Origin of the sequence: Lactiplantibacillus brownii, from assembly GCF_031085375.1 — a bacterium.
Classification (GTDB): domain Bacteria; phylum Bacillota; class Bacilli; order Lactobacillales; family Lactobacillaceae; genus Lactiplantibacillus; species Lactiplantibacillus brownii.
Genome location: NZ_JAVCWF010000001.1, coordinates 1,354,159 through 1,367,592, shown reverse-complemented (window position 1 = coordinate 1,367,592; position 13,434 = coordinate 1,354,159). Strand labels below are relative to the sequence as shown.

Genomic DNA, 13,434 nt, shown 5'->3' with positions numbered 1-13,434 from the left:
TCCTCGATTTCTTAAATAGTTAACAGAGAACAGCCTACCATGCCGGATTTTAATTGTAAACTCTCAAATCCGAAAAATAGACTGTCAGCTGATTTTTAAACTTATAAAATGGACCGAACCTTCGTCGTTAATAAGTCGATTGCGACTTCATTCTCCCCACCTTCGGGTACGATGATGTCAGCATAACGCTTAGTCGGTTCCACAAATTGGTGATACATCGGTTTGACGGTCGCCAGGTATTGTTCAATCACCCAGTCAAGCGTCCGGCCACGTTCCTTAATGTCACGTTGAATCCGACGAATAATGCGAATGTCATCATCCGTATCTACGAAAACTTTGATGTCCATCAAGTCACGCATCCGTTGATCATCCAAAATCAAAACGCCTTCGACGATGATGACGTCGCGTGGCTCCTGATGAATCGTCCGCTGACTACGCGTCGATTGCTCGTAATCATAAACGGGCTTCTCAATAGGTTCATAATTGATCAACTGTTTAATTTGCTTGATCATTAAGTCCGTATCAAAGGCCAGCGGATGGTCATAATTGACTTGTCGGCGCTGTGCCATCGTCATATCACTCTGGTCATTGTAGTATGAATCTTGTTGCAAAATTAGTAACGATTGCCCAGATAATTGGTTATAGATGGCCTTGCTAACCGTCGTTTTACCACTACCAGAACCACCGGTCACCCCAATGATAATTGGGCGACGATGTTTGTTTTCAATCATGTTAATTTAACCCTCTACTGTCCGTTTTCGTCCGTACCATTATGCTTAGCAACTTTTTTAATGTTGGCAGCGTGGCCGGCAGCATCCTTAGCGTAATAAACCTTACCCGTCTTTAAATCGGCAACAAAGTACATGTAATCTTTACTCCGCTGTGCCGGATCAAGCACGGCCTTGATCGAGATCAAGCTCGGACTATTGAACGGTCCAGGGCCATAGCCAAGATGTAACCGTAAGTTATAAGGTGATTTCGACTGTAAGTCCTTCGCCGTCAAGGTTGATTTACTTGAATTGATGGCGTAGAAGACTGAGATATCGGAATCCAAGCGCCATTTAGCATCCAAACGATTCAAGAACACACCGGCAATCAAACGCCGATCCTTGGTGGTGCTCCCTTCACGTTCTACCAATGATGCTAAGGTCATAACTTCTTGAACCGATAACTTTTCCTTCTTGATTTCTTGATAATACGGTTGCATCTCCGCATCCGTCTTCGAAACCATTTGGGTCACCAGTTGCTTCAAGGTTGTTTTCTTGTCAGCGATATAAGTAGCTGGGAACAAGTAGCCTTCTAATCGGTAACGAACATTTTTAGCGGTCATCGCTGATCCTAATAACTCTGGATATTTTTTCGCTAACGACTTAATAAAGGTCTCATCCTTCATCAATGCCAAGAATTCTTGAGAGGTAAAGTCAGTTTGCTTCTGAACCGTCTTCGCAATGGTTTTAATCTGACTACCTTCCACAATTAAGACGCGGCCGGTTGAACTTTGGATCGGTTCTGATGACCCACCCTTATTCAAGGCCTTCGCAATCTGTGCCAATGACATCGACGGCTTTAATTGATAATAACCGGCATGAAAGTTTGATAAATTATGCGCTTTAGTCCAATATTCGAACACAAACCCACTCTTGATCACTTTTTTTGATTGTAGAATATCAGCAATCTTTTTACCGTTGGCACCATAAGGGATTTCAATTTGCACGACCTGTTGATCGGTCTTGTTCAGCGGTTGCGTGGCATTATCAAAATACCGATAACCTAAAAATCCGATAATGACTACCAATGCTACCAAAATACCAATCACGCCACCAATGACGCGCTTAGAAAAAGACTTTCGTTGTTTCTGGGCGAGCCGATTTGGTTGATCAGCTGAGCCGTGGTCTTGTTGATCCTGATTATTTTGGTCGTTATTCAAAATTCGCCCCTCCATCTATTGATTAATCTTATCAATTATACAAAACTACCGCCCGCTTTGCACGATTTCTGAAAGACTTTTAGCCTTTTTTAGGATAATTTTCATTCTGGAAAGTAAATTTGACCCCAAAAACTGATTTTAACCCGCACTAAACCTGCTGTGCATGCCAATTCGAGCAAATATTGGCATAGCCAAATAACCAGCTCATCGGCAATTGCGAACAATTACAGATACGCTGGTTATTTTAACAATTACCTTTAGCGAATTTCAGCCCCAAAAGTTGTCGTCAAAGCCTGTAAGACTTTGTCAAACGCTTTGGTGATCTCATCGTCGACTAAAGTCGCATTTTGATCTTGATAAGTTAACGTGTAAGCCAATGATTTCTTACCTTCAGGAACATTCTTCCCATTGTAAACATCAAATAGTTGTACGTTTTGCAGATGTGCGCCACCTTTATCGTTAATCAAATTAACAATAGCCGCGTTCGTCACCTGATCATCAATCAACATCGCCACATCACGAGTAATGCTTGGGAATTTCGAAATTGGTTGATATTGTTGATGTTCCTTTGGTTGCGCAATCAAGGCAGCCAAATCGAGTTCGAAGACATACGTCGTCCGCACTTTATAAGCCTTGGCTGTGGCTGGATGAATTTCACCCACAAACCCAACCAGCGCTTCACCGACATAAATGTCTGCGGTCCGACCGGGATGCATTTCCGGATGCGTGGTGCTAGCCACATAACTAACAGGTGCCGCCAATGCCAAGCTCTTCAAGTAGCCCGCAACGATTCCTTTAATCTGATAAAAATCAACCGGTGTGGCTTCAGTATCCCAAGCAGTCTGAACCATTGAGCCAGTAATGGCACCGGCAATATGTTCAACTTCTTTTGGCCGCACTTGTTCGGGCTGGCTAAAGAAGACACGTCCTTCTTCGTATAAGGCTACATCATGCTCTTTACGGGCATTGTTGTAAGCCAAGTCATCTAATAAACCAGAGATCAGATTCAAGCGTAACGCCGACCGTTCTGAGCTCATTGGGAAACTTAATTTAGTTACTTCACTCGCCTGCATGGCAAAAGCCTGGGCTTTTTTCTCCGTCGTCAATGAGTAACTGATGGCTTGTGTTAAGCCAGCGCTCTCCATCAACTTTCGTGAGTCACGAATAACTTGCTGGGTTTCATTTAACTTACCGATTGTTGGTTGACCCGTTGGTAACGTTGCTGGCAAATTGTCATAACCATATAAACGCGCAACTTCTTCAATCAAGTCAGCTGGAATATGAATATCCCAACGACGTGCTGGAATCGTCACAGTGTAGGTTTCGCCGTCAATGGTCGTTGGGAAAGCCAAGCGTCGGAAAATAGCTGCAACGGTGTCCAAGCTCAATTCAGTACCGAGCACATGATTAATACGACTCAAACTGATTTTGACAACGGCGGGTTGAACGTCTTCATCACGACCAACCACGATACCCGTCGTCACCGTTCCATCACCAAGTTCTGCAATCATTGCTGCCGCAGCATTCAACGCCGTTTCAGTCGCGCTGTGATCAATACCACGTTCATAGCGCATTGAAGCTTCACTGTGTAAGCCATGGTTATGCGCTGTTTTCCGAATCTTAACCGCATCAAAAATAGCGCCTTCCAGTGCGATTGATGTCGTTTGATCAGTCACTTCGCTGTCCAAACCACCCATCGTCCCTGCTAAACAGATTGGTCGATCATCACTACAGATCACTAAATCAGTTGCAGACAATTCACGGGCTTCGCCATCCAAAGTTGTCAACTGTTCGCCTGCCTTCGCAAATCGAACGTTAACTTGACCATTAGTCAGTGAGTCGAAATCAAACGCATGCAATGGTTGCCCATATTGCATCAGAATGTAGTTAGTCGCATCGACAACGTTATTGATTGGGCGCATACCAGCATTCCAAATTCGAATCTGTAACCATAATGGACTAGGCTTGATTGTCACGTTCTTAATCAAACGCATTTTGTACATTGGCACAGCCTGTTCATCTGCCTGTACCGTCACACTCAGTTCATCATCAGCAAGTTCATCAGCATTTTCATGCAGGTCAACTGTTGGCATCGTTGGCGTTTGGTCATAAATTGCTCCCAATTCATGCGCTGTCCCATTCAAACTTAACATGTCCCCACGGTTAGGTGTGACAGACATGTCGATGATTTCATCGTCCATGCCAAGATATGAAAAGACGGGTTCGCCAGGTTTGGCTTCTGCAGGTAAAATGAAAATACCATCCGCAACTTCTTTTGGCACTAATTTTTCATCAAAGCCTAGTTCATCTAACGCACACAACATCCCGTTAGAAACTTGACCACGCATTTTACTACGTTTAATCTTCGTGTGATTACCGATCCATGAGTTAGGTAACGCGACGATCACCTTTTCACCGGCTGCGACATTGGGTGCGCCACAAACGATTTGAATCGGGTCAGCTTCCCCAACATCCACTTGGCAAATATGCAAATGATCGGAGTCAGGATGTGGCACGCATTCAAGCACGTCACCAACGACGACCTTTTTTAAGCCTTCACTTGGACGGATCACACCATCAACTTCAACCGCCGTCCGTTCAATTTTTTCTGCTAATTCATCGGCTGGAATGTCCAGCTTTAAATAATCACGTAACCATGCATAAGATATTCTCATTGGGCCAGCCTAACCTTTCTTGTAAAACTGTGACAAGAACCGGACATCATTTAAGTAGAAATTCCGGATATCATCAACACCGTATTTCAACATTGCAAAGCGATCGGGGCCTAAGCCAAACGCAAAGCCACCATACACTTCTGGGTCAATGCCAGACATCTCCAGAACGCGTGGATGAACCATCCCAGCCCCTAAAACTTCGATCCAACCAGTTTGTTTGCAGACGGCACAACCCTTCCCGTTACAGTTAAAGCAAGTGACATCGGCTTCAACGGAGGGTTCCGTAAATGGGAAGTAGCTTGGTCGTAAGCGGACTTCAAATTGGTCACCGAACAACTCGTTCGCCACCAAAACCAAGGTTCCTTTCAAATCAGCCATCGTGATATGTTTATCGACCACTAAGCCTTCGATTTGATGGAATTGATGTGAATGTGTCGCATCATCGGTATCGCGACGATAAACCCGACCTGGAGACAAAACTTTCAACGGTCCTTTTGAAAAATCGTGATTTTCAAGGGAACGCGGTTGATCAGCGGAAGTTTGGGTCCGCAGTAAAATTTCTTTCGTAATATAAAAGGTATCTTGCATATCGCGAGCGGGATGATCTTTAGGTAAATTCAGTCGTTCGAAGTTATAGTAATCTTCTTCAACTTCATCGCCATCAACGATCTGATAGCCCATTCCCATAAATAAATCTTCTAGTTCCGTAATGATTTGCGTGATCACATGGGGTTGGCCTTGGGGCACTTGACGACCAGGTAATGTGACATCTAGCTTTTCAGCGACTAACTGCTTATTTTGGGCAGCCAATTCTAGTTCTTCACGTCGATGATCGATGGCGGCCTGTAACTTATCACGAACTTCGTTAGCGTAGGCCCCAACTTTTGGTCGCTCATCCGGTGTTAAATCACGCATACCGCGTAAAACTTCCGTAATGGGACCTTTCTTACCGAGCAAATCAACCTTAACTTGGTTGACCTTTTTTAAAACGTCCGCTGACTTAATATCTGCTAAGCCTTGGTCGCGTAACTCGGTTAACCGATCTTGTAAACTCATATGGTTCCCTCCAATTTATAATACATTTAGACACAAAAAAGACCTCATCCTAAAAGGGACGAGGTCATCGCGGTACCACCCTTGTTCGCTAAACTTGGCAAAAACCAAGTTAAAACGCACTTTCACCGAATAACGGCCGGATACCGGAAATAGTTTTGTTTTCTAAACGTCCAATTTCAGCTCAAAGAGTGAATTCATTAGTTTTAATCGCCAGAGTGCTTACAATCGATGACACTCTTCCCTGAGACGCCGCCACTAACTACTACTTCTCATCAAAGCTTTTTCTATCTACTCTGTCAGTTTATGGCAAAGTGACCACAGCGTCAAGCCCTATCGACAGGATTCTGCGGGACTGTACCACTTATCTGACCAATGATGAACAGTTTCCATCACTTGTTTCAAATCAGCGCCCTTGTCCGTTAACCGGTATTCGATCAAAGCGGAATCACAATGGGTCACGCGACTAACGATGCCATTTGCTTCCAGTTCTTTTAGACGAACCACTAAAACCCGGTCACTACATTTTGGAATGCGGCGCGCTAAATTCTTAAAGCGTTGTGGACCATCTTCGAGTAAAACGTCAATAATCAAACCATTCCATTTTTTACCTAAAATAGAAAACGTTTTTTCAAATTTGGGACACAGTTCGAATTCGGATTCAACGGTCGTGTCTTCAACCGTATCTAGCATCATTTCTGACATTTGCATGACCTCCAAAAATCCTGCTCTCGGTCTAACCGGCGGAAATCTTCCCCCGGAACCGATCTAATTGCTTGGCCACCTTGGTACGTAATGGTCCAAAAAATTCATGTTCTGCTTCGTAATCATCGACTAGAGAAACTAACAAACTTTCACGATACTTAGGCAGGGCCAACGTTGCCCCAAACATATGCTTTAAAATGATATCCTTTTCCATCGGGGTTAATTTAGTTAACTTTTCGGCGTTGCGTAAAGCCACGCGTGGATGAATAAAGGCATGCGACCCTAAGTCAAACTTAGTTTCGCGCCAATCATAATAAAACAAGTCATGCAATAGCCCACCACGAGCTACCGCTGTCGTATTGAGGTGCCACTTTTTTGCCAATAAGTAACTATCATATGAAACTGCAATTGAATGATCTAAACGATTCGAATGATGGTGTTGCGTGAAATCAGCTAAACGTTGAACAGCTGGTTGAGCCAACAGGTCGGCGACAAGCGCCACGTACTCGGAATCTTGTTTCCAAACATTGGTTTTCATTGAAAGCTCCCTTTACTAATATCTACGGTTATTCTACTAAAAAGTAAGTAACTTTGAAAGTATTTTGTTCAATTCGGACATAATTCTAATTAATCGTTTTTTGATGTCAGTTGGTGACGATGGCTATAAGCATCTGCTTGGTTTGCCCGTCTCCGTTGACCAGCACGTTTGCTGTGAGGCAGACCTGCAGCCAAAAAGCGGTCTGCAGGGCGCTTTCAAGCCGAAGCCCACGTCTTAAAAGTCGGCCAGACACTAACCTGGGAAAACCCGCCCAGCTAAGTGTCTCGACACGGCAAACGAGCTGGTCCACTCCGACGTTAAATAGTGATTTTAAACTAGGCCCCAGTAAAATCAGAACCTGACATAAAATTGGACTCATTATTTAGCTCAGGGCGGGCTGGACAATGCTCAGTGGTGAAATTTTTCTAGAGTGTGAGGACCACACGTTCCAGCATCAATCCAGACCAACCGGAGCGGCAAGCTAAGTCGCATGATAGACACTACCGCTGCCTAACGATAAAGCCCGAACATTAAAATTCCGGCGGCAATCGCCACATTTAATGATTCCGCTTGACCTTTGAGTGGGATATAGAGATTTTGGTCAGTCAATGCCAAGAGATCGTCACTCATCCCGTTGCCTTCATTACCCATGATTAGGCCAAAACTTGCTGGGGCCTTAACGTCCAAATACTGAGCGGCTTCAGGATTCAATTCTGAGCCATAAACTGGCTTGCCTTGCGCTTGTAATAATTTGACCAAATCACGTAAATCTGTGCTGATCAACTGTAAATGGAATTGGCTCCCCTGCATAGCGCGTTCAACTTTAGGCTGATGAATATCAACCGTCCCAGTCCCAAAAGCTACCCCGCCAAAGCCAGCTGCATCCGCGGTTCGAACCATCGTGCCAATATTACCAGGATCTTGGACGTTGTCTAACAACAGCCAAGGCCGACTTAAATCTACAGTTGCTAATGGATCATCACTGGGCTTTGGGAGCACTGCCAAGGCAAATACGCCTTGGGGTGTCACCGTTGCGCTGATGTGGCTAGCAACTTCGTCTGAAATTTCAATCACAGCTGGGAAATGTGTCAAATCAGGCTTCAGTTCCAGTTGTTTGCCCGTAATCAGTAAGGTTTTGATTGAGACCTTGGCTTTAACAGCTTCATTGACTAAATGCCAACCATCCAATAAATAATAGCCTTGTTGTTTACGTCCCTTTTTCGTTTGCAACTTCTTCCAGGCTTTAACGTGCACATTCTGTAGTGAATTTATTTTTTCCATGCTCATGTACTTCCTATTCTGCTCGGTTTAATTAATGATAAGTATAGCATATCGCTTGGTGGGAATTTCCATGCTATTATATTAGTATGGTCGTGGTTAGCGAACCAGACTGTTTTTATTTAAAAGGAAGTGACAATATGCGTGCAGTAACACTCCAAGCCAGCGGTCGTGTGCAAGGTGTCGGATTCCGCTGGGCAACTAAAGTGGCCGCCGATAAATGTGGTGTGAACGGCATCGTTCGCAATTTAATGGATGGTTCGGTGTTCATTGAAGCAGAAGGCGAAGATCAACGCGTTCAAGTTTTTATTGATGTGATTAAACAATCACCAACTGATTTTGGCAAAGTGACCAAGTTGATCGTTCATGATGTTGAGCCACAAAATTATCATAATTTTCGGATAACCAATTGAAATCCCTTACCGTCTCTAGTATCATCATGTTTATATGACTAAAATAAAGGGGATTAATATCTAGTGAAAAATAAAAAAGCCCTCACCGTCACGGTGGCACTATCTAGTTTAGTGTTCTTTCTAAGTGGCTGTGTTCAGGTTAAAAATGGTAAACCGTATGGCTTCGTTTACGATTACTTAGCACGACCAGGTCAGGCGGTCATGCAATGGTTGGCGCAACTATTTGGCAATAACTACGGCTGGGCCATTATTGGTTTGACCGTTATCGTCCGCTTAATCTTGTTGCCAATGATGATCAATCAACAACGGAAATCAACCTACCAACAAGAAAAAATGTCTGCTGTTAAGCCACAATTAGCAGTGATTCAAGAACGACAAAAAGCTGCGAAGACCCAAGAAGAAAAAGCAGCCGCCAGCAACGACATGATGACCCTTTATAAGGCCAATGGCATTAGTATGACCGGTGGGATCGGCTGTTTACCACTATTGATTCAATTTCCAGTGTTCTCAGCCTTGTATTATGCCATTCGTTACTCACCAGAACTTTCAAGCGCAAAGTTCATGGGGATTGCCTTAGGACATTCTAGTTTCTTGCTTGCAGTGCTGGCTTTCCTATCCTACTTAGCTCAAGGCTACTTATCAATGATTGGGATTCCTGACGAACAGAAGAAAACGATGCGCACCATGTTGGTTGTCAGTCCCGTCATGATTTTATTTGTGACTATGTCTGCGCCAGCTGGTTTAGGCCTCTACTTCTTCGTTGGTGGCTTATTCGCCTGCTTACAAACTTTGATTATTAACTACTTCCGCCCACGGATTCGTCGTGAAGTTGAAGAAGAATTAAAGAAGCACCCGATTAAGACGCCAACACCAACAGCTGCTAAACCAATTAAAGCAACGGAACAACCGATTAGCAATAACAATTCAACTAATCGAAATGCTCATCCAAATGAAGGTCGAAACGCTGGGAAACAACAGCGCCATCATCATTAAATCAAAACACTAAAAAACGTCACTTGCCAATTTGGCCGGTGACGTTTTTTGGTGCTATTTTTGTCGCTATCACCCTGAAGCCTGCCTCACAGCGAACGTCCTGATCCACGGAGATGACCCTATTTTTAAAATAGGAACACTACGACACAAAGCGCGCAAAAAAAGCGCCCATTTCTGGACACTTCCAATTTAAAAGATTATTCCGATAATTAACCCTAATAACTGCATTCCTTGAAATAACATCAAGTTTTGAGGCGCAGTATTAAAGGTGGTTTCCTTCACTTGGACCGCATTAAAGGCTTTAATATTCTTAAGAATTTTTGGTAAGACTAATAAAACTAATAATTGATAAATCGGTAATAGTTGTAACGCCACACTCACAACCACTGGCACGTAGGCTAATAAAGCTAGCGTGTCATAAGTTTTCAACGCCCGCGGTTTGCCAATATAATAAGGCACCGTGTAACGTTTGTTGCGCACATCTTGATCTAAATCACAGATGTTGTCAGCTAACATAATGTTTGAAACCAAGAAAATGTTTGGCATACCGACCAAGATCATGACCAAGATGTTTTGCAGATTACCAACGACCGCAAATTGAGGCCAGTCAAAGGTAAAGCCCATCAAAACGGGCGTCGCCACATTCATGTAAACCGCAAGGAAAAAGACCCCAAAGCCTTCAACTGTCCCTGATAATAACTCTCCAAGTGGAAAACGGGAGAACGGCACTGGCCCATACGTGTAGAAAATGGCAACCCCAATCGCTGCAGCACCCATGAATAATAATAGCAAATTCGTTTTAAAGACCAAGACGAGGCCTAAAATAATGGCAGTCGCTAACATCCCTAATACCAAATGTAAGGACCGTTTTGGTGATAAGTGCTCCCGTCCAATAATATTATAGGTGTCACGATAATGGAGATCGACCGCTAAAAAATAATCCTGAACATTATTAAAGCCAGTCACAAACAACGCAATCGCAACTTGTGCAATTAAATAAATCAGTGAATTGACCCAATTAAAGGCGTGAAAATAATAAATTGAAAATAAAATTCCGATGAAATACGGCACGACACTGGCCGCTTTCGCATTCAGCCGAATGAATTGCAAGAATATCTTGAAAGTCATTGGCCGATAAGTTGTTTCGTTAGACAACTGTTACGCCCCCCAAATAAAATGATTGCTATTCCACTATAACAGTCTTTCTTATTTGTGAAAACCGTTTCAAGTGATTTTATTTGAACAAACAAAGCCATTCATCAGTTGGGACCAGGTTCTCGCCTGGCTGGTTGCTGATTAATAGTCGACCAAAAAAAAGTGCCTGGAAATTTCATTCCAAGCACTTTAATGGCACTATTTCGCATCATGTTCATGATCATCCAGTGGTGGCTCATCTTTGTCAGTGACTGCGGGACGAATTCCAGCTGGTCGTTCTGACTTGGCAATCTTTTCAACGGCATCCGTGTCGGCTTCCGCCTTAGCCAACAACTGAGGATCTTTTAAAATTGGTAAATGGAATCGAAAAATCGACCCCTGCCCGACAACTGACTCCACACTAATCCGACCATGGTAGCCTTCAACTAATCGTTGGGCAATTGATAAACCGAGGCCATTGCCCCCCTTATCACGGCTACGAGCCTTATCCACCCGATAGAACCGGTTGAAAACCCGATCAAGGTTGTCTTTTGAAATACCTTCACCGAAATCTTGGACCGCAACTTCAATATAACGAATGTCTGTTGATAACGATAAATGAATTTCTTTGCGTTTCGTGGAATATTTCACCGCATTGTCCAGTAAAATAATCAGGATTTGTTCCAAATGATTCCGATAGATCTGCGCATAAACTGGCTGCTTCACATCATCGTCAAAGGTAAACGTGAAGTCAGGATGAATCATCTTGAAGTCATTGAACGCCTGGGTGACCAATTTTTGGACATCCGTCGTTTCATGACTAAAGTTGATTTCCAACTGTTCTGCCCGCGATAGATCAAGCATCTCTTGGACCAAGCTTTGCATCCGTTGAGTTTCGGATAAACTCGCTGATAAGGATTCAGCCAATACCTTAGGATCATCCTTGCCCCAGCGATTCAAGAGTTCCATATGTCCTTGAATAATGGCAACCGGTGTCCGTAATTCATGTGAAACATCTTCAACAAATTGCTGCTGCTGCGTAATATAGCGCTGCATTTGATCCAGCATGTCATTAAATAGCACGGCTAAATCAGATAATTCATCGTTACGATTCAAGTCTGGTACTCGTGAATCTGTTTGAGGATCGGCATTGACCGCGTTGATGGTCTTCGTGATCTTTCTCATTGGCCGTAATAAAAAGGCAGCTAAGAAGTAACCTAACAACGTGGCCCCAAAAATGGCAATCAACGTCATCACAATAAAGATCCACATTAAATTGTGCGTCGTATTGTGATAATCAGCCAAACTGTCTGTGACTTGCGCATAACCGATTAACTTGTGGCTGCCCGCTGCATGGATTGGTGCACGTCCCACTAATTCTGAGTCATGGCCACGTCCGACCGTTTGAATCATGCGACTCGAACTTTTTTGAAATTCATGACTATCTTTTCGTGAAATGTAGAGTGTAATACCTTCCGGATCATAAACCGTTACCGCTAAATTTGTCCGCGATAACGCCGTCAACTCTGAATCAGAAAAGAACCTCGTTTGTAGTGCGCCCTGCTTACGGGCTGACATGCCATCGGCCGGTTCAACGTTTGCTTCTGGTTGCAGTTTTGCGGCTACCGACTTGATAGTCAGCCCGGTTGATTCTGTCCGCAACGACTGCTGAATCGTCGACACGGCACTGGCAACATCGCGTTGTTCTTGCCGGATTAAGAGGTTCGTGAAACTCTTATAAACCAGCAGTGAAAAACAAATAAAAATGAGCGCGGTTCCGATTGCGGTCCCGAGCGCCCATTTCCATTTCAACGACCAACGTTTATGTTGCGTTGTGTTCGTTTGATTTTCGTCAGTCATTACGACCGAATCACGTATCCAGTCCCACGAACTGTTTGGATGTAACTCTTTTCGCCAGGGCGATCGATTTTATTCCGTAAGTAACGAATATAAACATCGACAACATTGGTTTCAACTTCGGATTCATAACCCCAAACTTTATTTAACAAGACATCACGAGCCAAAACGACATTAATATTTTCCATTAAGGTTAATAATAATTCGTATTCCCGCTTCGTCAAGTTGATGACTTCATCACCACGCTTAACGACTAAGTTTTCCTTTTCAATCGTTAAATCTTTATAGGTCACCGTTGTTTGCTTAGTGTTTTGTTGTTCACTTTCCAAGTCGATCCGCCGTAATAACGCCCGTAAGCGTGCCAACAATTCTTCAATGGCAAATGGCTTAACGATATAATCATCGGCCCCATGATCTAAGCCGGAAACGCGATCAATAACGGAGTCACGTGCGGTCATCATGATAATTGGGGTGTTTTTAACTTCCCGCACCCGCCGACAAACTTCTAGCCCGTTTAATTCGGGTAACATTAAGTCTAAAAGGATGGCATCAAAGTCTTCACCTAATGCTGCGTCCAATCCTTTGCGGCCATTGTACTCAACCTGAATGTCGTAACCTTCATGCTTTAATTCCAGTTCGACAAACCGAGCGAGATTTTTTTCATCCTCAATAATTAATATTCGACTCATTTACTTTTAGTCACTCCTAATATTCAACTTATCTAACAATCGTGCGACGCCGTGTTTAATGAGAAGGATTCTCAACAAACATGTACAACATGTTATTTTACCATGAATACGGTAAATTTCCTACACCTGAAATTTTGCCAAGCCTTCATGCAGTTCTCATTTTAACCGGTTG

12 protein-coding genes and 1 other annotated feature are annotated in these 13,434 nt (G+C 43.5%); of the genes, 2 read left to right on the top strand and 10 right to left on the bottom strand.

Annotation, left to right across the window (positions count from 1 at the left end; genetic code table 11):
* Window positions 1-101: 101 nt before the first annotated feature.
* The 7 genes from udk to RA086_RS06200 all read right to left on the bottom strand — a co-directional run bounded on the left by udk (window position 102) and on the right by RA086_RS06200 (window position 8,179).
* Complete coding sequence (gene udk / locus RA086_RS06230; RefSeq protein ID WP_308702987.1) at window positions 102-731, bottom strand: uridine kinase; 630 nt, start codon at window positions 729-731, stop codon at window positions 102-104.
* Between the two features lie 14 nt (window positions 732-745).
* Window positions 746-1,942 carry an endolytic transglycosylase MltG gene (mltG, locus tag RA086_RS06225; RefSeq protein ID WP_308702986.1) on the bottom strand — a complete coding sequence of 399 codons (1,197 nt, stop codon included), beginning with the start codon at window positions 1,940-1,942 and terminating at the stop codon, window positions 746-748.
* A 242-nt stretch (window positions 1,943-2,184) separates the two neighbouring features.
* A complete protein-coding gene (pheT, locus tag RA086_RS06220; RefSeq protein WP_308702985.1) occupies window positions 2,185-4,602 on the bottom strand; it encodes a phenylalanine--tRNA ligase subunit beta in 2,418 nt (805 codons plus the stop codon).
* 9 nt (window positions 4,603-4,611) lie between these two features.
* Window positions 4,612-5,658 carry a phenylalanine--tRNA ligase subunit alpha gene (locus RA086_RS06215; protein WP_308702984.1) on the bottom strand — a complete coding sequence of 349 codons (1,047 nt, stop codon included), beginning with the start codon at window positions 5,656-5,658 and terminating at the stop codon, window positions 4,612-4,614.
* A 51-nt stretch (window positions 5,659-5,709) separates the two neighbouring features.
* Window positions 5,710-5,943 (bottom strand) — a binding site (T-box leader).
* Between the two features lie 45 nt (window positions 5,944-5,988).
* The gene (locus tag RA086_RS06210) at window positions 5,989-6,360 is read right to left on the bottom strand and encodes a winged helix-turn-helix transcriptional regulator (RefSeq protein WP_308702983.1); all 372 of its coding nucleotides are present in this window, start codon (window positions 6,358-6,360) and stop codon (window positions 5,989-5,991) included.
* 31 nt (window positions 6,361-6,391) lie between these two features.
* Window positions 6,392-6,898 (bottom strand): HD domain-containing protein, encoded by a 507-nt coding sequence (locus RA086_RS06205; RefSeq protein ID WP_308702982.1) that lies wholly within the window; start codon window positions 6,896-6,898, stop codon window positions 6,392-6,394.
* Between the two features lie 510 nt (window positions 6,899-7,408).
* The gene (locus RA086_RS06200) at window positions 7,409-8,179 is read right to left on the bottom strand and encodes a TrmH family RNA methyltransferase (RefSeq protein ID WP_308702981.1); all 771 of its coding nucleotides are present in this window, start codon (window positions 8,177-8,179) and stop codon (window positions 7,409-7,411) included.
* 137 nt (window positions 8,180-8,316) lie between these two features.
* Here RA086_RS06200 and RA086_RS06195 point away from each other — a divergent pair, with 137 nt between their 5' ends.
* Both RA086_RS06195 and yidC read left to right on the top strand, forming a co-directional pair.
* Window positions 8,317-8,589 carry an acylphosphatase gene (locus RA086_RS06195; RefSeq protein ID WP_308702980.1) on the top strand — a complete coding sequence of 91 codons (273 nt, stop codon included), beginning with the start codon at window positions 8,317-8,319 and terminating at the stop codon, window positions 8,587-8,589.
* A 63-nt stretch (window positions 8,590-8,652) separates the two neighbouring features.
* Window positions 8,653-9,582 (top strand): membrane protein insertase YidC, encoded by a 930-nt coding sequence (yidC, locus tag RA086_RS06190; RefSeq protein ID WP_308702979.1) that lies wholly within the window; start codon window positions 8,653-8,655, stop codon window positions 9,580-9,582.
* 189 nt (window positions 9,583-9,771) lie between these two features.
* Here yidC and RA086_RS06185 read toward each other — a convergent pair whose 3' ends face one another.
* From RA086_RS06185 to RA086_RS06175, 3 genes are all read right to left on the bottom strand, one after another.
* Window positions 9,772-10,710, bottom strand: a complete 939-nt coding sequence (locus RA086_RS06185) for a 1,4-dihydroxy-2-naphthoate polyprenyltransferase (protein ID WP_308704425.1) — start codon at window positions 10,708-10,710, stop codon at window positions 9,772-9,774.
* Between the two features lie 225 nt (window positions 10,711-10,935).
* Window positions 10,936-12,576 carry a HAMP domain-containing sensor histidine kinase gene (locus RA086_RS06180; protein WP_308702978.1) on the bottom strand — a complete coding sequence of 547 codons (1,641 nt, stop codon included), beginning with the start codon at window positions 12,574-12,576 and terminating at the stop codon, window positions 10,936-10,938.
* Window positions 12,576-13,262, bottom strand: a complete 687-nt coding sequence (locus tag RA086_RS06175; protein ID WP_024626232.1) for a response regulator transcription factor — start codon at window positions 13,260-13,262, stop codon at window positions 12,576-12,578. Before RA086_RS06175 ends, RA086_RS06180 begins: the two co-directional genes overlap by 1 nt.
* Between the last annotated feature and the right edge of the window lie 172 nt (window positions 13,263-13,434).